Raw genomic sequence first — 22,483 nt, forward strand, 5'->3', positions numbered from 1 at the left:
GACCCGGCTTCAATCGTGGCCGCGTCCCGTATGGGGGGACTTTCGCGGCCAGGGAACGAGCAACACGGCCGTGAGCGCCGCAAGAACCGCCCAGGCCGCCTCGGCCACGGGCACGAGCCGGGCCATGACCGCCTCGTCCCGAAAAACCAGCTCGGCCGGTCCGGACACGCCCGGCGGCAGCGGGTAGGCATTGGCAAAGCCCAGGCCCCGGATGGGCGCGATATCATGGCCGTTCACATGCAGGCGCCACCCCGGATGAAATGCCTCGGCGAAAACGAGATACCCGCCCTCCCCGGCCGGCACATCCAGGGCGTAGCGGCCGGCATTGATGCGCCGGTACGGCGGATCGCTGCCCTTTGGCGGCGCGCGCCTGTCCTTGACCAGCTCGATGCGGTCGCAGGCGGCCTCGGCCGGGCCGCCGATGGCCAGACGCGCCCGGCCGGCGGCGTCGGTGGTCACGGGAATATCCGCCACATCCAGCACACCGTCGGCGGCAAAGGTCCGGCTGGAGCCGTCCGGCAGGGTCACCGCGTCACCGGCCCGACCGACAAGGCGCAGATCGGCCGCATACGTTCCCGGGACCGGCGCGGCCAAATCGAAGACCGCCGGCAGCCGGGCCGCCGCGCCAAAAGACAACGTCGCCCCGCCCGGGATGGGGGTTTCGGCCACCAGCCGCATGGGATGGTTGGGCGAATTGGCCTGGGAGGAGAGCTGGGCCTGGCGCATGGCGAAACGCACGGTCACGGTCCTGGCCGGGCCCTTGATGGCCCGGACCTCACGGCGGGAGTAGACATCCTCCCAGCGGCCGTCAGGCTTGCCTTCCACGGCAAAAAGCGGCTTGAACGGTCCACCGTCCACGGACACGGTCGCGCGCACGTAGGACGGCGCGGCCTTGTCGCCGAAAAGACGCGGATAGGCTTCAAGGGTGAGATTGGCCACGGGCGTGGGAAAAGTAACGGTAAAGGCGACCGTTCCCGGCGCCTCGCCTTCCACAGCCACGGTGCCGCCGCCCTGGGGATCGCGCTTGTCCAACCGGGCGTTTTCGGCCGTCATGGCGATGCCGGCCTGCGGGGCCAGAAGGGGCAGGGAAAGGCGCGGCTGCATGGGGAGGGCAGGCTCCCGCGTCGCCTCCTCGGCCTCCACGGCCAGCCGCGTTTCCCCGGCCGAAGCCACCGCTCCCATGCGCGACCTGGCCGCGTCAAAGGCGTCCTCGGGCACGGCCAGCAGGCCGGAAACGACGAGGCCCCGACCGGGGACGTCGATGGTCAGGCCATGGGGCGGGCCGGGCTCGAAATCGGCCGTGCCGCAGTCGATCCAGTCGAGTCCCTTGCCGAGCATGCCGGCGTCGAGGCCGGCGACCGGCGCGCCGTCCAGGCGGATTGCGGCCCGGCCGGCAAAGGGCGCGGCCCCGGCCCGCACGAAGATGCGCCAGGAGCCGTGGCCGACAAGGGGAAATTCCAGCCGGCCGGGGCCGTCGCTCACCTTGCCGCCGCCGTCGAGTTCCGCCCCGCCCAGGCGCGGATCGTCGAGCACTTTGCCGGAAAGGTTCCCAAACTTACCCTCCAGCCGCGCGGCCGAGGCCGGCACAAAAGCATTGGCCGGCAGATACGGCAGGAGCAGTTCCGGCCAGGACCGGCCGAGCGTAGCCACTCCGGCCAGCTTACCGTCAAGGCGCGCGACGTCCGCCTGGGTCAGGTCCGAGCCGAAAAAGGCCAGCCGGCCAGGGAAATCCGGTTTGGCCGCCACGGATTCGGACAAGAGCAGCGGAAAGCCGCCGGCAGCCAGCACACCCCGCCCGGCCAGTCGCAGCCGGGGCAGGAAATCCGTGTTGCGCAGGACGTCAAGGGGCGGCGCGGCAAGCTCCGCGTCCGGGGACAGGTCCGCTTGGGCGGCCACGAACGGAGCCAGGATGTCACCGGGATCGAACAACGTCTCCGGGCCGCGCTTGGTGGTCGGCATCCAGCCAAAGGGGCCGTAGGACAAATACGGTACGCTCGGGTCGAAAATCACGCGCTTGACCGCCGCCAGCCCCAGCAGTCGACCAAAACGGTCTGTATAGGGCCAAGAGCGCATGAGCACGGTCAGAAGAAAGCGGCTGTAGGGCTCGCCGATAAAGGTCGGGCCCATGACGGCGTCCTTGCCGAGCATGCCGAAATTGCGGGTGACGGCGTCATGTGGGGGGGCGGGCACGTCGCCCGTGGGACCGGCGATAGTCGGCCAGACCGTGATCCTGTAGTCGGCCGGATCGTCGCTGAGCGCCCGGGAAAGCGTCCCTTCGGCCGGGGAAACCGGCTGGGGCATGAGCGCCATGGTCTGGGTGGTGGCGTTTTTGGGAATGGCCAGGGAGCCGTTCCAATAGGGCGCGAGGTAGACGGCCAGACAGGCGGCGGCGAAAAGCCCGGCCGCGCCGTCGACCGTCCGATTGCCGCGCCAGAAGCTCCGGCGGCCGATGGCGGCCAGCCCCATGCCGACCAGAAGCGACAGCCCGGCGTAATAGAGCGGCAGCCAGCGGGCCGGACGGGCCATCTGAAAAAAAAGCATGGGCACCCGGTGCAGGAAACGCTCGTAAAAAACCGCCCCGGCCAGGGTCTTGTGGCCGGTCATGAGCACGAAGCCGGAAAGCAGGCACAGTCCGGCGAAATACTGGAAAACCTTGTCCCGGGGCCGGTAGGCGAGACCGGCCAAAGCGATAAAGAGCAGACCGAAGGCCGCCGCCACCCAGACCGGAGTATCCTTGAAATTGACCGGATAAGCGTATTCCGTGCCCATGCCGTAGTTGTCGGTATGGCCGATCATGGCCTGGCGCGGCGGGGTGGAAAAATGGCGGTAGATGCCCTCGTAGTTGTCGCGGATCTCGCTTTCGGTCTGGTGGTGTTTGAAATCCACGCCATGGAGCATGGAATGGGCGGCCGGCACGACCCACTGCATGTGGAGCACGACCACGGCCAGTCCGGCCACGACGAAAACCGCCAGGGGTTTTAGCGACCGTCTGGCCAGCATGGCGGCCACGGTAAAAAGCCCGGTGAAGGCACCGTAAAAGACGATGCCGAAGGGCGAGGCCGAGCAGACCAGCGCGCCGAGCAGGCCGGCGGCCAGGGACAAGCCGCACAACCGGCGCAGCGACCGCTGGCCCAAGGCCCGATGCAAGAGCAGCAACACCCAGGGCAAAAGGGCCAGGGCGAACCCGGTCTCCTCGATATGGCCGCTGACCGCCAGGGAATACTGGCGGGGATTGAAGGCATAAAGCAGCGCCGCGACCAGCCCGGGCCAGAAGCCGAGCCCCAACACCCGGGCCAGGGCAAGGATGCCGCCGCCGCCGATGACGGCGTAGACCGGCCCCTGCCATTTGGCGATGATCGGCCCGCCAAGGGGCGCTATGCCGTCGCGCATGAGCAGGTCGAACCAACGGGTGATGCCCGAAAACGCCCCGGGACTGCCAAGGTCGTAATGGGGATACCAGGCGTGCTTGGAGATGGCGCCGTAACGCTCGATCTCCTGGGGATACGGGGGGATGGAGTTGTCCCAGTTCTGGTAGACCTGGCCCGGGGCCAGCAGGATGCCCCGCCAGGACAGCAGGGCGAAAAGCGCCACCAGGGCCACGGCGGCCAACAGGGCCCAACGCCGCTTCACCGCACGCCTCCGGGACGGCGAAGAGGCCGGCGGGCGGGACGATACAAGCCAGTGACAGCGCGGATCACGGACTGGGCGGACACGGCGGCCCGAGAAATTCGCTGGTGTAGACAGCGGTTTCCTTTTTCATGATCTCGCGCCAGTCGTATTCGCGCACCACCAGCTCACGACCGGCACGGCCGAGATGGGCGGCCAGGTCCTTGTCCTCGATCAGGCGCAAAAAGGCCCGGGCAAAGCCGTCGACATCGCCGCTTTGGGCAATGAGCGCGTTTTCGCCGTCGCGGGCGATCTCGCCGATGGCCTTGAGCTTCGTCACCACCACGGGCTTGCCGCAACCCCAATACTCGAAGAGCTTGAAGGACAGGTAATGGTCGTGGTTGAGCGTGGCGCGAAGGGTCATGGCCCCGATGTCGCAGGCGCAAAGCACCGCCGGCACGTCCTTGTGGGCAATCCAGCCGGGCAGGACCACGTTGTCCGCAAGGCCCAGCTTCTCGATCAGCGGCCGGCACACCGCGTCAAAGTAAGGGCTGCCGCCGCCGAGGATCAACAGGCGGGCGTCCGGGCGTTCGGCCACGACCTTGGCCATGGCCTCGATCAGGATGTCCACGCCGTCGTCGTTTTTGATATCGCCGTGAAAGACCAGCACCGGCGCGTCCTCGGGAATGCCGAGGCGGGCGCGCACGCCGGTGGTGTCGCAGTCGGGGCGAAAGGTTTCGGAGTCGGTGCCGTCGGGCACGACATGGATCTTCGCCGCCGGCAGGCCCTGGGCGCGCACCAGATGTTCCTTGAGCTGATTGCTGACCACAAAGACGTGGCGGGCCTGGCGCAGCACGAAATTTTCCAGCCAGACGAGAGGCTTGCTTAGTAGCGGCATGTCCGTGCGGGCGATGTCGGAATAGAAGTCAGTGAAGTCGACGAACACCGGCCGGCGAATCAGCCAGCCCGCGATGACGGCGGCCAGCCCGGCCAGGGGGTTCCAGGCGTGGATAACGGCGAAGCCCGGGCAATGCTCGCGCTTGTACCAGACGACCAGGATGACCATGGAGATGATGGAAGCGACAAAATGCCAGATGCGCACCGGCAGCCGCCACTTGGAATAGAGATGCTTGGCCCAGCCCGGAAACTGGTTCATCCAGATCCATTCCACGAAATAAGAGCGCCGCGTGGCCAGATCTTTGCTCGGCGAGACCATGTTCACCATGGTCTTTTTCTCGGCCAAGAGCGCCTTGGCCAGCCAATACATGCGCAGGTTGGCCCGGGAAACGGGCGGTATCGTGGTTTCGACCATAATGCCGACCTTGGGCCTGTTCCAGAGGTCAAAGCCGGGGGGGACGGGCGCACCCGGACGTTTGCGAAAAAAGAGCATGGGTTATGATCGGGCTCGCGGCGACGGGAATAACAGTGTTGGCGGACAAGTCGTCCCTGAAAATTACAATTTTATTGCAAAGCCTCCGGAGCGTCAACGCAGGCAATAAGCTCCCGCCTTACGCCTCCTCCCGGACCAGCACCACGTAGTGCTCGCGGCGAAACGCCTCCGTAAAGCCCGGAATGTCCAGTTCCTCCAGGGTCACGAACTTGGTGCTGACCAGAAAGTGCGTCAGGCCGTACTTGTCCGCGATCTCGCGCAGGGGCTTTTTGAGAAGCGGCCAATAGTCCACCAGTTCGTAGACGCCGACGGAATTGTCCGAGAGCAACGCCTTGCCGTTTGTAAGGAAATACGTCACCGCATCGGCCAACCCGTGGGGCAGGCAGGCGATGCGCACTTCGCCGGAAAAGGCGTTTAGGTGGTCGAGCACGGCCCACAAGGCCGGGGTGACGGACTTGTCCGGGTTATTGACCACGAGCTTGATCTGAAAAAAGAGGATCACGGCCAGGCAGCCCGCGCCAACGATCCAGGGAGCCGCCTTGACGATGCCCCAGACGGCCGGGTCGGCGGCGAACTTGAGCACCACGGCCGCGGCGGCAGCGGCGGCCGCGCCAGTGGCGTATTCGAGGTAGCGCTGGCCTTCGCCCAGAAAGCGCATGTATTTGGTATTGAAGAGAATGCCGAGCACGAAAAGGATGACCGACCATTTGACGGCCACGGAAAACCAGGGCGAAGCCCCGGCCATGGCCCCGTAATCGGGCAGGCACAGCGCGACGAAGGCGTAGATGGCCCAGGGGTTGACGGCCAGAAACGGCAGGACCGGAATCTTCCAGATCATGTATTCGATGCGGCGCACAAAGTCGGTGTGCTTTTTCTCCCTGGTCGGGTTGCCGCGAATCTGGTGGGCCAGCCGGTTGTGGATGTTGTACATCCAGAAGGCGATCATGAGCAGCTGGCCGCGCAGGTATTTGAGGTAGGCCCCCCGGAAGGCGAAGATGGAAAAGAGCACGCCGACGAGGAACACCAGCAGGTAACGGGCGGTGTTGTCGATGATGGTGAAGCCGATGAGCCCGAAAAAGAGCACCTGCACGGCCATGCGATGGGTGAAGGTGAGCAGCGTCACCCCGGCCACGCCGAGGATGAAGGTCCAGACGTTCGGGTGCAGGGCGTAGGCCTGGACGCTGAGCATGGCCCACAGGAAGATGAGGCTGCCCGGGGTGCGAAGGCTCAGGTTGCTGGCCTCGAGCGGCACCACCGGGGTCAGCATGTAGAAGATCTGGGCCAGATGGCCGCCGATGGGCGCGCCGGTGACGGCATAGCCCAGGCCGTAGACGGTGAGGCTTTGCAGCACGTCGAAGGCCGGGGAGATGAGCCCCTGGTTGCGGTCGAGCCACTTTTTCGTGAAGCGCGAGCAGACAAAGGGCAGAAACGGCGGATTGTCCACCGATCCCGGAACGATGTATTTTTCCGGCACGCTGTCCGGATAGCGGCCGTGGCGGCGGATGGCGTCGGCCAGAAGCGCGAAGCGCCAGGTGTCGATGCCGAAGTAGCGGTTTATAAGGCGCGGCCAGACTTCAAGGGCGAATCCGGCCAGGGCGATGGCAACGGCCAGCAGCATATCGGTCATGTGGCGTATCCCCGGGTTTGTTACGCCCCGCCGACCGCGGGACAAAGCGCGGCCCCCCGGGACGTCATGCCCCGGCGGACGCTTGGCAACGCTCCTTACCGTCGGAGACGAATTTCCTCAAGCACAAGCCCTCTCCCCTATCCGGGGGGTCGGGGGGCCCTCGGCCTCCCGGCGGGGCCTGGGGCAGCGCCCCAGCCTCTTCCCTGCCGCCTACTCCCCTACTCCCGCGCCATGCGCTCGCGCAGGACCGAGGCGATGAGGTGCACGAGGATCATGTGCACGTCCTCGATGAACTGGTAATTGTCGCTCGGCACGATGAAGCACTCCTCCACCGCGTCCTTGAGCTTGCCGCCGGAAAAGCCGGACATGCCGATGGTGCGCGCGCCGCGTTCCCGGGCCAGGTCCAGGGCCTTCAGGATATTGGGCGACATGCCGCCGCCGGAGATGCCCACCACCACGTCGCCGGGGTTGAGCAGGTTTATAAGCTGGCCGTAGAAGATGTTCTCGAACCCGGCGTCGTTGCCCCAGGCGGTCATGAGCGGGATGTTGTCGGTGAGCGGCACCACGCGAAAGCCCTTCTTGCCGGGAACGAGGGTGGTCTTGGACAGGTCGGAACAGAAATGGCTGGCGGTGGAGGCGCTGCCGCCGTTGCCCATGATGAAAATCTGGCGGTCTTCTTCCCGGGCCTGCCAGATCATGTCCGCGATGCGGCCGATCTTGTCCTTGTCCAGCCGGCTGACCACGGCCCGCATGCCGAGCAGGTAGCCTTCCGGGGTAATGGTGGCGCTGAACTGCCCGGTGTGATCCAGGGTCAGTTGGGCGCCGGTGGTCTCGAAGCAAAACGGCAGCCGCTCCAGACCCATGCCGGTCATGGCGTCGACGACGTCCGCCTGGGCCTCGAGGGGACAGTAGAGGAGCAGAAAGCCGCCGCCGCCGGCCCCGGTGATCTTGCCGCCGAGCGCCCCGGCCTCGCGCGCGGCCGCGTAGTAGCCGTCGATGTCCGGGTTGCTGATGTTCTTGGCCAGGCTCTTCTTGAAATTCCAGGCCGTGTCGAGCATGCAGCCGAAACCGTCCAGGTCGCCGGCGGAAAGAAGATCGCGCATCCGCGCCGCCTGCTCCTTGAGCACGCCGAGGGTGGCGATGACCGAGGCGTCGCTGACTTCCATGGACTTCTTCTGGCCCTTGAGGATGCTGGCCGAATCACGCTGGGCCCCGGTATGAAACAGCAGCAACCGGCGTTCCAGGGCATCCAGGACGCCGTCCGGCAGCGTCACCGGCGCAACGGTCACGCCGTCCTTGGTGAAGGTCATGTAGTTGAGCCCGCCGTGGGCCGCCGCGTACTGGTCCTGCATGCCGATGGGCCGGCCGAGCATGCCGATTTCCACGTCCGAGGCGATTTCCGCCAGTTCGGCCTTGGAGTGGCTCTCTCCGGTGAAGGTGGCCACGGCCTGGACGATGCTCACGGTCACCGCGCCGGAAAGCCCGAGCCCGGAGCCGGTGGGCACGTCGCCCTTGAGGGCCATGTACACGCCGCTTGCCACGCCGTAGCGCTTGAGCACGGCCTTGGGGATCTTGAGCGCGCCGGAAAGATTGGCCTTGGCCATGTCCGGGAAGCGCTGGTGGAGCTGGTAGTCCGAGGACACGATCTCCACCGGCCCGTCTTTGACGGGTTCGAGCACGGTGTAGAAAAATTTGTCGATGGTGACGGAGAGCACCGCGCCGCCGTGGCGTTCGTAGTAGGCGGGCAGGTCCGTGCCGCCGCCGCCGAAGCTCAAGCGTACCGGAGCCTTGGAAATGATCATGCGAACCTCGTTTCAGGGGCGTCCGCCCCGGTGGATGCGTAGTGGAACCTGGAGAAATGCGCCTCGGGCATGAACCCGTTTTTCTCGTACATGCGGCAGGCCGGCTCGTTTTCCGCCTCGGTGGTGACGATCAGGCGCGCGCATCCGGCCCTGGCCGCCGCCGCCAGCACCCGGCCCATGAGCCTCGTTCCGACGCCGCGCCTGTGGACGAGCACGGACACGATGTCCACAACCGCCTCGCGCCCCTCCAGCTTGAAGCTGACGAAGCTCTCGCCGTCGTAGACCTTGCGGATGACGGGCGAGGCCAGGGAATTGGCGATCCAGGCCGTCTGAAACCTGTCCCGGCCGGCCTTTTGCACGGCGGCGTCCAGGTTGAAGCGGTCGTAGACCAGATTGTCCACGTGCCGGGAAACGGCCCCGGGCGGCAGGCGGTTTTCCGCCGTGTCCCCGGGGCTGCAATCGGTCGCCACGTCCGGGGGCACATCCCGGCCGTAGCGGATCTGGATGCAGACCTTGCGGAAGCCGTTTCGCTGCAAAAAAAGATCGGCCTCCCGGTCGGAGGCGGCAATGCGCGCATCGGCCATGACGCGCGGCATGGCCCGAAGCCTGGCAAGCTCCGGCCCGAGCCGGGCATAATCCAGGCGCGTCACCCGGAAAAAATCCAGGCCAAAGGCCTCGGCATCAAAAGCCTGCCGCGCGAGGCACGCAAAATTCATGACCGCGTCTCCGCTCCAGTACCATCGCCCGGGCCCGCATCGGCCAGATGGCGCTTGGCCCGCTCGTACTTTTGCGGCGAACCGATGTCCATGACGTAGCCGTCCAGGACATGGCCGTAAAGCGGCTCCCCGGCGGCCAGCATGGCCGGAAAGACATCGTGGCCGAAGTCGCAGAAGCCGGATTCGGGAATGTAATCGAGCACCTTCGGCGACATGACGTACAGACCGGCATTGGCCAGATCGGTAAAAGCGACCGGCGGTTTCTCCACGAAGCGCAGGATGCGGCCCGTTTCGTCGCGGTCGACCAGCCCGCACTGCGTGGGGTTGTCCACCCGGTAGAGCCCGACGGTCGCCGTCGCGCCGCTTTGGGCATGGGCCGTGGCCACGGCCGCCAAATCGACCTCGAAGAGCACGTCGCCGTAGATGACGAAAAAAGGCTCGCTGAAAAATTCCCGGAAGCTGTTGACCGCCCCGGCCGTGCCGAGCAGTTCGGCCTCCAGGCCATAAAGCAGCCGTACGCCGAACGCCGCGCCGTCGCCAAAATGGTCCGTCACCACATGGGGCAGGTAGTGCAGGTTCATGGCGATGTCGCGCACGCCATAACGGGTGCACAGCCGCACCAGATGCTCGAGGAGCGGTTTCCCGGCCAGCGGCACCATGGGCTTGGGCATGACGTCGGTCAGCGGCCGCAGCCGCGTCCCCAGACCGGCGGAAAGGATAAGCGCGCGTGTAATCAAGATATGATGTGCCTCCGGCGGCCAGGAGAGGCTCCGCCTCTCCTGGACCTCTCCGCCGGGGGGCCGAGGGCCCCCCGGTCCCCCCTTCAAATTGATAATCAGGACAACCCGATAAAATTATTTTTGAAAGTTTTTGAAGGGGGTCCAGGGGGAAACTTTTTTCAAAAAGTTTCCCCCTGGTGCTTTAAAAGCCTTCTTCCAAGGGAGGATTCACCAAACAAGGGCTGTCCATATGTGCCAGGGGCGCACCTGACGGAGCCAGTCGCGTCTTGCGGCCGTCGATGGCGAGGCGCCCGGCGGCCAGCCAGGCCACGGCCTGGGGGTAGATGCGGTGCTCCAGGGCCAGGATGCGCGCGCCGAGGCTTTTCGCGTCGTCGTCCGGCAGGGCCGGCACGGCGGCCTGGATGACGATGGGGCCGTTGTCCATCTTCTCGTCCACGAAATGCACGGTGGCCCCGGAGACGGCCACGCCGTAGCCGATGGCCTGCTCCTGGGCGCGAAGGCCCGGGAAGCTCGGGAGCAGGGCCGGGTGGATGTTGAGGATGCGGTCCCGGTAGGCGGCGATAAAACCCTTGCCCAAAAGGCGCATGAATCCGGCCAGGATGACGGCGCGCGCGCCCGACTCGCGCACGGCGGCGAGCAGCGCCGCGTCGAAGGCGGCCCGGTCGGGGTACTCGCCAAAAGGCAGGACGCGGGTCGGGATGCCGTGCTTCGCGGCCCGGACAAGGCCGTGGGCGTCGGCCTTGTCCGAAAGGACCACCTTGATGCGGGCGTCGATGCGGCCCGCCTCGATCCGGTCGATGATCGCTTGCAGGTTCGAACCCGAACCGGAAACGAGCACGGCCAGGGGCAGGCTCATGACGCGCCGCCGGCCTCGGCCACGGCGTCGTCGATGACGGCCTTGGCCAGAGCCGGCACGGTGTAGGCCTCGGCCACAATGTCCGGCGTGAACCCGAACTCGCCCAGGGTCTTGGCCGTGATGGGCCCGATGCAGGCGAGCTTCACGTCGTCGGCCGCCTTGACAACCTCGGGCGGCACCTTGGCGAAGAAATTCCTCACCGTGGAGGAGCTGGTGAAGGTGACGTAGCGGATCGCGCCGGATTGCATGGCCTCGACGATCTCGGCCGGGTCCTGGTTCACGGGCTTGGTGTCGTAGACGGCCAGGACGTCGACATAGGCCCCGGCTTCGGCCAGCTTTTCCGGCAGCACCTCGCGGGCTTCCCGGGCGCGGGGAATGAGCACCCGGGTTCCGACCACGCCCTGGTCGAGGAGCCCCGCGACCACGGATTCGGCCACGAAGCGCTCGGGCACGAAATCGGGCCGGATGCCGCGCGCGGCAAGCGCCTGGGCCGTGGCCGGGCCGATGGCGGCCACGCGGATGCCGGCAAAGACCCGGGCGTCGAGGGACAGGGTGTCGATCTCGGCGAAAAAGCATTTGACGCCGTTGACCGAGGTGAAAATCACCCAGTCGTAGTCGAAGAGGCGGCCGATGGCCTGGCGCACGGGATCGGCGTCTTCCAGGGGCGCGATCTCGATGGCCGGGAATTCGTAGCAGCAGGCCCCCTCGTCGGCGAGCAACCGGGTCAGGTCGCTGGCCTGTTCCCGGCTGCGCGTCACCACCACGCCCTGGCCGAGCAGCGGCCGCTTCTCATACCAGCCCAGGGTGTCGCGCAGGGACACCACGCCGCCGACCACGAACAGGGACGGCGGGGCGAAACCCTTCCTGGCGGCCTCCTCGGCCATGGTGGCGACGGTGGCCACAAGGCTTTTGTGGTGGCAGGTGGTGCCCCAGCGCACCAGTGCCGCCGGGGTATCGCCGGGCATGCCGGCCTTCATGAGATTTTCGGTGATATGGGGCAGGTTTTTGACGCCCATGAAAAAGACCAGCGTGGAGCCGGATTGGGCGAACGCCTCCCAATTGAGCGAGCTTTCGGCCTTGGTCGGGTCCTCGTGGCCGGTGATGAACGACACCGACGAGCAAAACGAGCGGTGGGTGATGGGGATGCCGGCATAGGCCGGCGCGGCCACGGCCGAGGTCACGCCGGGCACGACCTCGAAGGGACAGCCGGCGGCCACCAGCTCCTCGGCCTCCTCGCCGCCGCGCCCGAACACGAACGGATCGCCGCCCTTGAGGCGCGCCACCATCTTGCCGGCCTTGGCCATCTCCACGAGCAGGTCGTTGATCTTGTCCTGGGGCAGGGTGTGGTCGCCGCCCTTCTTGCCCACGTAATAGATCGTCGCGTCCGGACGGCAGAAATCGAGAAAGGCCTTGTTGGCCAAGTAATCATAGACCACGACGTCGGCGCGAGAGAGAATGTCCCTGGCGCGCACGGTGATAAGCCCCGGATCGCCGGGACCGGCCCCAAGGAGATAAACTTTGGACATGGATCTGCCTTTGGCTGATTGCCAGGGAGGGGACAGGAGATGCGAGAGGGGAAACCTTTTGAAAAAGGTTCTCCCCTCTCGCGCTCTCCCCTTCCTAAACTTTTTGGCTTTGGGGATGCCACATCGGCAACATCCCCTACGTATTATTTTAAAAGTCTTTTGAAGGGGGGCCCGGGGGGAAACTTTTCGTAAGACAAAGTTTCCCCCCGGCTCTTTTCCCCCTCTATGGACCGTCGTGCCAATCCTTCTGCGCGCCGCACAGGCAGATGCCGGCCTCGAGGTCGAGCACGCAATCGCTGGCGAGGCGGCCGTTCGGCGCGACGAGCATGGCCGCCCGGCCCTGGTCCGGCACCATGCCGTTATCGAACACGTAGGCGACGACCACGCGCTTATTGCCGTCGGGGCGCGTGGTCACGGCCTCGACCTTGGCCTGATACAGGCCCAGCGTGTGGCAGCGCTGCCAGACATTGGAAAAAAGCGTCAGGTACCTGGCCTCGCCGCCGCCCGTGTCCCTGGTGCAGCCTGTGGACGCGGCCAGGGCAACGGCCAGAAAAAGCAGGGTTGCCGGCATCAATTTTCGCATGCGCGCTCCGTAAACGTTTTTCGGGAAAAAAGCATGGATTTCCGAAAACGGCAACCCCGCTTTGCCCGGTCGCCTTTGACTTCGCCCCGGTATCGTTGCACAAGAAAAGACGTCCGCAAGGAGGACCCCGTGTCGCCGCGTCATGCCGCGCTTGCCTTTGTCCTGTTGCTCGCTTTTTGCGCCGTGTGCCGCCCGGCCGCGGCCCAGGACGATTACCGGGCCGTGCTCGACGGCAAGGCCGGCATTTTCCCGGGCGCGGAATTCAAAAAAATTTTCCGATTTCCCAAGGCCACGGTGGTGACTTTCGAAACGGGGAAACCTCCGGCGACCATCACCGCGTTTTATAAAAAAGACATGACGGCCCGGGGCTGGAGCGTCCAGGTGGACGATGTCGGCAAGCGGGCAGCCTACCTGCTGCTGACCAAGGGCGGACGCACCTGCATCGTGGAAGCCTTGCGCGGCTTGCCGGGACGCACGGGCTTCAGCGTCAGCCTGTAGGATGTCCCCACGCCACACGTCCATGCCCGCATCCACACCCGATTCCTCCCCAAAACGCGCCATGCGTCTGCGGCGTTTGCGCCGGCTGATCGCCCTGGCGGCCATAAGCGCCACCCTGGCCGTATTCGTCCTGCCGCTCGCGGCGCGTGAACTTATCGGCGCGGCGCGGCTCAAGGCCATCACCGAGCAGACCCTTTCCGACGCCCTGGGCCGGCGGGTGACCATCACCGGCGACGTTTCCATCCTGTTCGTGCCCTGGTTCGGCCTGTCCATGGGTCCGGTGGCCGTGGCCGACGCCCCCGGATTCGGCGACGCGCCCATGCTCACGGCCCGGCGCGTGGAGCTGACCATCCGGGTGCTGCCGCTTTTGCGCCGGGTGGTCTCGCCGGGCTCGGTGCGGGTGCGCGACCTGACCCTGGCCCTGCGGCGCGACACTTCCGGCCGGGCCAACTGGGACGACCTGACCGCCCCGCAGCAGACCGCCGCCGCCGAGGCCCCGGGCTGGGAAGTGGCCCCCGAACCCCGCGACGTTCGCCTGGAAAACGCCACCGTCACCTACGACGACGCCGTCACGGGCCGCACGCTGTCCGTGACCAAGGCCAATCTCAAAACGGGCCGGAGCCAGCCGTTCGATTTCTCGATCTCCTTCCTGGCCAAGGGCTTCATGGCCGGCGGGCAGCTCGAGTGCCACGCCTCGGGCCAGGCCGGCCTCAACGCCGCGACCGGAGAGCTGCGCCTGGGCAAAACCCTGGTGGAAACCATCCTGACCGTGGACCATCCGCTGGTCCCCGGCGGGGCGACGCCGGTGCGCGTGGCCTCGCGCCTGACCGCCACCTACGCGCCCGAAACCGGGACGCTCGCCGTGACCGACCTGGACGCCCGGCTGCCCGAGGCGATCCTGACCGGCTCGGCGACGCTGTCCGCCCTGCCCGGCGACGCCAAGCTGGCCACGCGCTTGAACCTGACCCTGGACGCCCAGGGGAAATGGCGTGAGATCCTGGGCCTCACCTCGGGCGAGCCGCCCGGCAGCCTGGTGGCCGCGCCAGCGCCGGATGCCGCCGCGCCGCGGCCCGCCGGCGACAGCCAGGCCATATTTTCGGCCCCGGAGAAGCATGTTCCGGGCAAGCTGTCCCTGGCCATCGACGCCACGGCCGATGCCTCGGGCATCGCTTTGCGCGAGGCGACCCTGTCGCTGCCCGGAAAGGGACGCATCACGGCCAAGGCCGGCCTGACCTTCGACCAGGGGCCGCGCCTCGACGCCACCCTAGCCGCCACGGACGTGGATTTCGACGCCCTGCCCCGGCCGGCGGGCACGGCTTCCTGGTCCTGGCCCGCGCCCTGGCCCGGCTACTGGCCGGCCAAAGGCGTCCTCGACGCCAGGATCGACCTGCGCCATTGCCGCATGGCGGGACTGGCCATGAACGACGCCCATGCCACGCTGACCGGCGGCGAAGGATTGCTGCGCCTCTATCCCGTATCCATCGCCCTTCCCGGCGGCGTGGCCGCCCTGGACGTGCGCATCGACGCCGGGCCGGACGGCGCGTCGCCCGAAACGCCGGGGAGCCTGGGCCTCGATGCCCGGGCCGCCGTGACCCCGACCCCTGTCGCGGGCCAGCCGGCCGGGCCGCCAAGCCGGTTGCGGCTTCTGGGACGCCTGCATGCCGAAGGCGCGCGCGGCAACATCATGCTGCAGACCCCGGACCCGGTCCGGGCGGCGGCGGTCGTGGGGCTGGCCGGGCTGGTGCCCTTTTCCGCCCCCCTGGACGCCAAGGGCACCGTCACCATCACCCCGGGCGTGGGCCGGGCCGTGGCCAAGGCGGCCCTGACCGGAATTTCGGCCACCATCGACAGCACGGGGCTCACCGGCCAGATCACCTACAACACGGACGCGGGCGGAAGCCTCGGCTTCGATCTCGCCGCCGAGGCCCTGGATCTGGACCGTTTCGCCGCCCTTTCCGGCGCGGCCTCTTCCGAGGCCGAGGGCGCCGGGGATATGCGGGCCGAAGGCAGGCTGCGGCTCGGGCGCGTGTCGGCGCGGGGCATCGAAGCCAAAAACGTGGCCCTGGGCCTGACGGTCGCGGCGGGAAAGATTTCCGGCGTGCTGACGGGCGGGGAACTCTTCGGCGGCAAGCTCTCGGGCAAGGTCGAGACCACTCCGGCAGGGAAAATCGACGCCTCCCTCGTCGTGGCCGGAATCAACGCGGCGCGCCTGCCCGGCGTTTCCCCGACAAGCCTGGCCCTGTCCGGAACGTTTACGGCCAAGGCCGGATTCGAGGCGCAAAAAAACACCAAAGGCAAATTGACGGGGCTTACGGCGAGCATCGAAACCGATGCCGCCCGCCTGGCCCTGGGGACGGGAAGCAACCGGCAAACCCTCGCCGTGCCCAAGGCCAAGCTGACCCTGACCGGGCGCGACGGCGCATCCGGCCCGGACACCGCGATTGCCTGCGACGCCTCCCTGGCCGTCAGCCAGGCCGCCGGTTTCGGATTGAGCGACATCAAACTCTCCGCCACCGGGCCGCTTTCCGTGGACAATGCCGGCAAGGTGCGCCTCTCCGCCCCGGTCAAAATCGAGGCCTCGGCCCTGGCCAAACACGGCGTTTCCGGCAAGGCGGTCAAGCTCGCCCTGGCCGGGCCGATCACGCCCGACGCCGGCGGCGGATTTTCCACCGGCGAAGTGCGCCTTACCGCCGGCGGGGTGCCGGCCACGGTCAAGGTCTGGCGCAAGGGCGGCGAGGCCGCGCCCGTGAATTTCTCCGTGGAGACGGGGGCCCTCTCCCCGCGCAAGGCCCTGGCCGACTGGGGCGTGGCCCTGCCGGCCGACCTGCCGGGCGATCGCCTGGCCAAAGGGTCCTTCGCGGCATCCGGCACGGCATCGGGCCACGGCCTCGACATCAAGCGGCTGTCGCTGGTCGTGGACGACGTCACCATGGCCGGAAGCGGCACGATGCCCGAGTACAATCCCCGTCGCGGCAAGTGGGACCTGACCGTGGACCGGCTGGACTGGGACGCCTATTTCCCCCGGCAGGCCACGTCCGGGCCGCCGCCCCTGGCCGAACGGCGCAAGCCCCTCGAACTCGACGTGCTGCGAAGCCTGGCCCTGGAAGCCAAAATCAGGCTCGGCTGGTTCAAGAAAGGCAACGTGACCTTCGGGGCCACCACCATCACCGCCGACGCCAGGGGGGGGCGGTTCACCTACCACCAGGACTCCCCGCGTTTTTACGGCGGCCGGTTCGCCGCCGACATCCGGGGCGACGCCAGGGACACGGCGCTCAAGACCCTGGTCGAACTCAAGCTCGAAAGCATCGAGATCGCGCGATTTTTGTGGGATTGGGCCGAAGGGGACACGCTTGGCTCCGGCAGCGCCACGTTCATCCTGGCCGCCCGCACCAGCGGGATCAACGAAATGGAGCTCCGCGACAACCTGGCCGGCAACGCCAGCCTGCAAATCACCCGGGGCACGCTCAAGGTGCGGGAGCCGGCCTCCAAGTCCGGCGTGCGGCCCGAGCCCGAGCGCATTCCCTTCAGCGTCTTCTCCTCGTCCTGGCAGGCCAGGGGCGGCGTGGCCCACAGCGACGATTTCCTCATCGAAAGCCCGCGCATGCGCGTCTCCGGCAAGGGCAACGTTGATTTGCGCGACGAAAGCATCAACCTGAGCGTCACGGCCGCCCTGACCAGCGGCGGGCAGGTGCCGGCCACCATCATCGGCCCCCTCGACAATCCCAAGCTCACCATCGACCGCAGCAAGATGCTCGGCGAGATGGTCTACCGGGTGCTCCAGGGCATCGTCAGCATCCCCGGCAAGGCCGTCACCCGCATCCTGCAAATCCGCTGAGGGAGTCCATGGACCGTCCAGCCGCCCCCGCCTATGCCGCCGAGGCCGTCGCCGGCCCGGACGGGGCGCTTGCCGACGTGCGCCTGACCGTTTCGGGCAAGACGCGGCATCTGGCCGGCCGGGGCGGGGCCGAAGCCGAGCGTGAGCGGGCCCTGGCCCTTGCCGCCGCCGGCGGGCTGCCGGTCTTTGTCGGCGCGGGGCTCGGAGCCGGCATCGCGGCCGTGGCCGCAAACCATGCCGGGCCGATCTTCGTTTTGGACAAGGAAGAGGCCATCGATGCCGCGACCGGCGTGCGCAAGGCTCTGGCGGACAGGCCCTCCGTCGTCTTCCTGGACGACGCGGACCCGCGCCGGGCGGCGGCCAGGGTCACGGACGCGGCCCGGCAGGCCGGATTTTCCGCCCTGGCCGTCATCGCCCACCCGGCCTACCCGCGCCTGGACCCGGCCTGGTACGGCGCGGTCGTAACCGCCCTTCGCGGCTACGACGCCCTGCGCGCGCGGCTTCGCGGCCCGCGCTTCGCCGGGGGGCCGCCCCGGGTGCTCATCCTTTCGCGCCCCTATTTCCTCTACCGCGAGATCGAAGCGGCGCTGACGCGCCTCGCCATCACCTGGCGACGCGTGGCGACGGGCACCGGCGACACCGGCGACGAAGGGACCGTGGCCGCGATCCTCGGCGCCATCACCGATTTCCACCCGGACATGGCGCTGACCGTCAACCACCTGGGCCTCGACCGGGAGGGGCGGCTGGCCGGGCTTCTAGCCGACATCGGCCTGCCCCTGGCCTCCTGGTTCGTGGACAGCCCGAGGCTCATTCTCCACGACTACGCCGCCCTGGCCACAGACGCGACCATGGTCTTTTCCTACGACGCCGACGCCCTGCCGGAACTCGCCTCGGCGGGCTTTCGCCACACGGCCTGGCTGCCCCTGGGCACCGACCCGCACCTGTTTTCGCCCCTGGCCGCCGATCCCGCCGCGCCGCATCCCTGGCGGGCTGACGTCTCCTTCGTCGGCGCGTCCATGGCGGAGCAGGCCAGGGAGGCGCTTGCCCGGCTCACCCCCTTTCCCGCCCTGCGCCGCGCCCTGCCGCAAGCGGCGGCGGCTTTCATGGCCAGCCCGGAAAAAAGCGCCCGAGCCTTTCTCGCCGCCGACCCGGGCCGCGGCCCCGCCTACGCGGCGCTGCCCACGGCCGAAGCGCGCCTCGACGCCGAGCTGGCGCTCACCTGGGAAGCGACGAAACGTTACCGCCATGCCTGCGTGCGGGAACTCCTGCCCTTTTCGCCGCTTATCGCCGGCGACGCGGACTGGGAGACGGTCCTGCCGGGCATGGGCAAAGCCTGGCGCGCCACCGGTCCCCTGGACTACTACGCCGACCTGCCCGGATTTTACCCGCGCAGCGCCGTCAATCTCAATTGCACGAGCCTGCAGATGAAAGGGGCGGTCAACCAGCGGGTCTTCGACGCCCCAGCCACCGGGGCCTTCGTCCTCTCCGACGCCCGGGAACAGCTCGCCCGGCTCTTCGACATCGGCCGCGAAGCCATCACCTACGCGGTTCCCGAAGAAATCGGCCCGCTGGTGCGCCACTACCTGGCCCATCCGGCCGAACGCGCGCGCATCGCCACGGCCGCCCGCAAACGCGTGCTGGCCGAACACACCTACGACAAACGCCTCACAGACCTTCTCGCGGCCATGAAGGGAATTTTTGGGTAAGAGAGATAACAGTGCGAGAGGGGGACCCTTTTTGAAAAAAGGGTCCCCCTCTCGCGCTCTCCCCTCCCAAAAACTTCTAACGATTACAGCGGCCTTAACGACAATACCCTGTAACCATTAAAAGTCTTTGGGAAGGGGGGCCGGGGGGAACCCTTTCTCCAGAAAGGGTTCCCCCCGGTTCCACTCTTCTAATGCTTTGGAATAGTGAGGGTCTTGCCGGCGGCGATCTTGTCGGGATCGGTGATGCCGTTGGCTTCCATGAGGCTTTTCTCGCTGATGCCGAAGCGCTTGGCGATCTTGCGCAGGGTGTCGCCCGAGGCGATGACGTAGCTGTCCGCCCCCGACGATTGCGTCTTGGCGGAAGCGCGGCCCTGGCCGGAGATCGGCGCAAAGGGATTGTCGGACGCGGCCGCCGGTTTGGCTTTCACCGCCGGAACCGCCGGGGCCATGGGGATGCCCGCCGGCGGAGCGGCGGCACGGGACGCATCGTCCAGTTCATGGCTCACGGGCGCGGCGGAAACCGGTTTGGGAGCGGGCGCTTTGGGTTTGGGCGCCTGGGCCGGCATGCCCGGCGGCGGCGGCGGCAGCTCGTCGGACACCATGAACAGGTGCCCGGAGAAACTCTTTCCCTGCCGGTCCAACAATTCGTTATACAAAATCGCATACTGTTCGTAGGCGTCTTTGTACGCGCCGTAGACCTGGTCGTCCGCGGCTTTGCCGCCGCCGGAAGAAACCCAGCGCTCGTGGGTTTTCACCACGCTCTCGTAGGCGGCCCGGGCGTTCTCGCGGGCCAGGTCGTCGGAAACGTATTGGGCGTTGCGCTCCAGACTATCGTATTTGCCGCAACCGGATACGGCGAACACGCCCAAAAGGCCACAAATCGCCGCAGCGGCCACGGCAAAGGATTTCATATGGTGTTGCATCGGCATTTTTCTCCGCGTGCCGCCAGAAAATCCACGGCGGGATGCATTGTCCTTACTCAAAGGATGGCGTTACATGCCCTCTAACACGGTTTTCGTCAAACCGTGAAGCCCTGACCGAAGTCGCCAAGGAAGCGTTCATGCCCCAGCGCCCCGTTTTTATTTCGTACCCACCGCCCGGCATCCTGCGCCGCATGCTGCCGCTGTGGGCTTTCGGGCTGGAGGGGCCATGGCTGGCCCGACGCCTGGGCGCGGATATGCTCGCCGCCGCCAGGGACTCTCCCAAACTGGCCGGCCTGGCCGACGCCATGGCCGCCTGGAATTTCGAGCGCGCCCCCCTGGACGGGGCCTTTGCCGCCAATGCCCTGGCCGCCGCACGCCGCAAAGGCGCAAGCGCGCGGCGGCGGGCCTTGTGCGCCGCCCTGGCCAAGGCGACCCGGCCGCCCAAGGAGTGCCGGGAGTGGCCACGGCTTCGCGACGGGACGGATACCGAAGCCGGCGCCGCCTTTCTGGCGCGGGCCATGGACGACGCGGCCCATGGGTCTTACTGGCGCGGCAAGGCCTTCGATTTCGCCCTGGCCCGGGGGCTGCCGGATCTGGCCCGGCGCGTGGCCGACGCCCTGGCCGCCGATCCGGCCTTGGCCCCGGTCGGCGCGCGCCTGGCCGTGGAGGCCGCCTTTGCCTGGGACGGCCCGGCGGCGGGGCTTGCCGCCTTGTCCGCCTGCGACCGGGGGCTTTTCCCCCGCTTTTACGCCCTGGCCCTGGCCCAGGGACTGGCCGAGACCGGCCGGACCGGCGAGGCGACGGCCGTGCTGGCCGATTTGTGGCGGGCCGAAAACTGGCATCCCGGGCTGACGCTTCGCCTGCACACCCTGCTTTTTCCCCCGGCCCCGGCCGATCTCGACGCCATGCCCGGCCGGCTGTTCGTCTTCCTCTACACCTGGAACCGGGCCGGCCTGCTCGCGCGAACGCTTGAAAGCCTGGCCGCGAGCCACCTCGGCCCGGCCCGGGTGGTGGTTCTCGACAACGGCGGCACGGACGATACCCAAAGCGTCTGCCGGGCGGCGGCGGTGAAATTCGCCCCGGACCGGTTCGCCGCCATCCGCCTGCCCGTCAACATCGGCGCGCCGGCCGCCCGCAACTGGCTGGCCGCCACGGCCCGGCTGGAGCGGGACGATCTGGCCGCCTACGTGGACGACGACGTGAGCCTGCCCGCCGACTGGCTGGCGCGCCTCGCCGGGGCGCTCCGCGACGATGCGCAAGCCGACGTGGCCGGCGCGCGCGTGGTCGCGGCCGCGCCCGGGGCGGCGGCGGGCGTGCAGGCGGCCGACGTGCGCCTTTTGCCGCCGGATGCCGCCAACACGGTGCGGCCCCTGGTCAATTACGGCCCGGGCCCGGATTTCGGGCTTTGCGCCGCGCACCGGCCCTGCCCGTCCGTTTCCGGCTGCTGCCATCTGCTGCGGGGCTCGGCCCTCGGCGACGGCGCGCCCTTCGACATCCGTTTTTCCCCGAGCCAGTTCGACGACCTGGCCCGCGACCTGGGCGGGTTTCTGGCCGGCCGCCGGGCCGTGTACGCCGGCGACCTGGCCGTGGCCCACCACCAGCATGCCGGGCCGGGGCAGGCCCGCACCCGGGCCGCCGTGGGCCAGCTTCGCGGGGCGCGCACCAAGCTCGACGGCCTGTTCGCCGCTTCGGACATGGCGGTCGCCGCCGCCCGCGACGCGAATACGGCCTGGGCGGAACTCGAAACGAAATGGCGGGAAGCGCGGGAGGCGACGGGATGCGCGCTCAGTCGAGCAGGTAGCGGCGCGGATTGACCGGCGTGTCGTCCACGCGCACCTCGTAGTGCAGGTGCGCCCCGGTGGTGCGGCCGGAATTGCCGGAGAGCCCGATGCGCTGGCCGCGCTTGACCTGCTCCCCGGGCTTGACCTCGGCTTTCTGCATATGGGCGTAGATCGTCTCCAGGCCGAAGTCGTGGCTGATGACGATGCGCAGGCCGTAGCCGTGCATATAGCCGGCCTCGGTGACGCGCCCCGCCCCGGCGGCGTAGACGGGGCTGCCGATGGGCACCTTGATGTCCACCCCGTTGTGGAAATCCCCGCCCCGACCGAAGGGCGACTGCCGGCGGCCGAAGCCCGAGGTGATGTAGCCCCGGGCCGGCCACAGGGACGGCTTGGCCAGAAATTCCAGCTTGCGCTCGCCAAGCAGCCGGGCCAGATCCTGCTGCAACGCCTCCTCCACGGCCATGCGGTTGCCGAGCGCCGCCAGAAAATCGAACAGCCGCCGTCCCAGGTCGTCGCCAAGGGCCGAGCCCGGCAACCGCGCCGGCGTGTCCGGCGCGCCCATGCCGAGCCCCTCCGGGACCTCGACCATGACGCCGAGCTTGGCGTCAAACGAGCGTATCCGCGCCGCCTCGTCGCCCAACCGGCGCACCCGGTCACGCAGCCGCAAGGCCTCGGCCTTCTGGCCGGCCAGCCGTTCCAGGGCGGCCCGGCGTCTGGCGGCCAGGTCGGCATAGTCCGCCTGATAGCGCCACAACACGACCATCCCGGCCGCCAGGACCGCCACGGCGGACACGGAGACGAGGAACATCCAGCGCCGGTAGGTGAAAAGCCGCCTTACGCCGTTGTGGTCGTGGACGAAAATATCGAGTTTGCGTTCCAGCATGAGCCGTGACG

Annotated in this window: 15 protein-coding genes; 4 read left to right on the forward strand and 11 right to left on the reverse strand. The window is 67.8% G+C overall.

From position 1 onward, the window contains the following. Positions 1-9: 9 nt before the first annotated feature. The 9 genes from DESFRDRAFT_RS12715 to DESFRDRAFT_RS12755 form a co-directional block, all read right to left on the reverse strand. Positions 10-3,630 carry a translocation/assembly module TamB domain-containing protein gene (locus DESFRDRAFT_RS12715; RefSeq protein WP_005994489.1) on the reverse strand — a complete coding sequence of 1,207 codons (3,621 nt, stop codon included), beginning with the start codon at positions 3,628-3,630 and terminating at the stop codon, positions 10-12. Positions 3,631-3,694: 64 nt separating this feature from the next. Continuing rightward, positions 3,695-4,918, reverse strand: a complete 1,224-nt coding sequence (locus DESFRDRAFT_RS12720; RefSeq protein WP_158306979.1) for a glycosyltransferase family 4 protein — start codon at positions 4,916-4,918, stop codon at positions 3,695-3,697. A gap of 196 nt (positions 4,919-5,114) precedes the next feature. Further along, positions 5,115-6,623 (reverse strand): hypothetical protein, encoded by a 1,509-nt coding sequence (locus DESFRDRAFT_RS12725; RefSeq protein WP_005994492.1) that lies wholly within the window; start codon positions 6,621-6,623, stop codon positions 5,115-5,117. Positions 6,624-6,841: 218 nt separating this feature from the next. Further along, positions 6,842-8,425 carry a GHMP family kinase ATP-binding protein gene (locus tag DESFRDRAFT_RS20815; protein ID WP_005994493.1) on the reverse strand — a complete coding sequence of 528 codons (1,584 nt, stop codon included), beginning with the start codon at positions 8,423-8,425 and terminating at the stop codon, positions 6,842-6,844. Continuing rightward, positions 8,422-9,141 carry a GNAT family N-acetyltransferase gene (locus DESFRDRAFT_RS12735; RefSeq protein ID WP_005994494.1) on the reverse strand — a complete coding sequence of 240 codons (720 nt, stop codon included), beginning with the start codon at positions 9,139-9,141 and terminating at the stop codon, positions 8,422-8,424. Before DESFRDRAFT_RS12735 ends, DESFRDRAFT_RS20815 begins: the two co-directional genes overlap by 4 nt. Beyond that, a complete protein-coding gene (locus DESFRDRAFT_RS12740) occupies positions 9,138-9,878 on the reverse strand; it encodes a nucleotidyltransferase family protein (RefSeq protein WP_005994496.1) in 741 nt (246 codons plus the stop codon). Before DESFRDRAFT_RS12740 ends, DESFRDRAFT_RS12735 begins: the two co-directional genes overlap by 4 nt. Positions 9,879-10,062: 184 nt before the next feature. After that, positions 10,063-10,737: a phosphoribosylglycinamide formyltransferase gene (gene purN / locus DESFRDRAFT_RS12745; protein WP_005994498.1), complete on the reverse strand. Its 675-nt coding sequence runs from the start codon at positions 10,735-10,737 to the stop codon at positions 10,063-10,065. Continuing rightward, the gene (cobA, locus tag DESFRDRAFT_RS12750) at positions 10,734-12,263 is read right to left on the reverse strand and encodes a uroporphyrinogen-III C-methyltransferase (RefSeq protein ID WP_005994500.1); all 1,530 of its coding nucleotides are present in this window, start codon (positions 12,261-12,263) and stop codon (positions 10,734-10,736) included. Before cobA ends, purN begins: the two co-directional genes overlap by 4 nt. Before the next feature lie 223 nt (positions 12,264-12,486). Further along, positions 12,487-12,846: a hypothetical protein gene (locus DESFRDRAFT_RS12755; protein WP_005994502.1), complete on the reverse strand. Its 360-nt coding sequence runs from the start codon at positions 12,844-12,846 to the stop codon at positions 12,487-12,489. Between the two features lie 129 nt (positions 12,847-12,975). Between DESFRDRAFT_RS12755 and DESFRDRAFT_RS12760 the strand changes: the two genes are divergently transcribed. From DESFRDRAFT_RS12760 to DESFRDRAFT_RS12770, 3 genes are read left to right on the forward strand one after another with little or no spacing between them, the layout of a single operon-like run. Further along, positions 12,976-13,344 (forward strand): hypothetical protein, encoded by a 369-nt coding sequence (locus DESFRDRAFT_RS12760; RefSeq protein WP_005994504.1) that lies wholly within the window; start codon positions 12,976-12,978, stop codon positions 13,342-13,344. A gap of 22 nt (positions 13,345-13,366) precedes the next feature. After that, positions 13,367-17,179, forward strand: coding sequence for an AsmA family protein (locus tag DESFRDRAFT_RS12765; protein WP_052303482.1), 3,813 nt, complete (start codon positions 13,367-13,369; stop codon positions 17,177-17,179). Positions 17,180-17,187: 8 nt separating this feature from the next. Next, the gene (locus tag DESFRDRAFT_RS12770; RefSeq protein WP_005994508.1) at positions 17,188-18,885 is read left to right on the forward strand and encodes a CgeB family protein; all 1,698 of its coding nucleotides are present in this window, start codon (positions 17,188-17,190) and stop codon (positions 18,883-18,885) included. A gap of 188 nt (positions 18,886-19,073) precedes the next feature. Here the strand turns inward: DESFRDRAFT_RS12770 and DESFRDRAFT_RS12775 are convergent, their stop codons facing one another. Next, entirely contained in the window at positions 19,074-19,808 is a 735-nt protein-coding gene (locus tag DESFRDRAFT_RS12775) for a LysM peptidoglycan-binding domain-containing protein (protein ID WP_005994510.1), read from the reverse strand. 137 nt (positions 19,809-19,945) lie between these two features. Here DESFRDRAFT_RS12775 and DESFRDRAFT_RS12780 point away from each other — a divergent pair, with 137 nt between their 5' ends. Continuing rightward, positions 19,946-21,622, forward strand: coding sequence for a glycosyltransferase family 2 protein (locus tag DESFRDRAFT_RS12780; RefSeq protein ID WP_005994512.1), 1,677 nt, complete (start codon positions 19,946-19,948; stop codon positions 21,620-21,622). Here DESFRDRAFT_RS12780 and DESFRDRAFT_RS12785 read toward each other — a convergent pair. Further along, positions 21,594-22,472 carry a M23 family metallopeptidase gene (locus tag DESFRDRAFT_RS12785; RefSeq protein ID WP_005994514.1) on the reverse strand — a complete coding sequence of 293 codons (879 nt, stop codon included), beginning with the start codon at positions 22,470-22,472 and terminating at the stop codon, positions 21,594-21,596. The genes DESFRDRAFT_RS12780 and DESFRDRAFT_RS12785 overlap by 29 nt on opposite strands. Positions 22,473-22,483: the final 11 nt, after the last annotated feature.

This window comes from Solidesulfovibrio fructosivorans JJ] (genome assembly GCF_000179555.1).
Taxonomy (GTDB): Bacteria; Desulfobacterota; Desulfovibrionia; order Desulfovibrionales; family Desulfovibrionaceae; genus Solidesulfovibrio; species Solidesulfovibrio fructosivorans.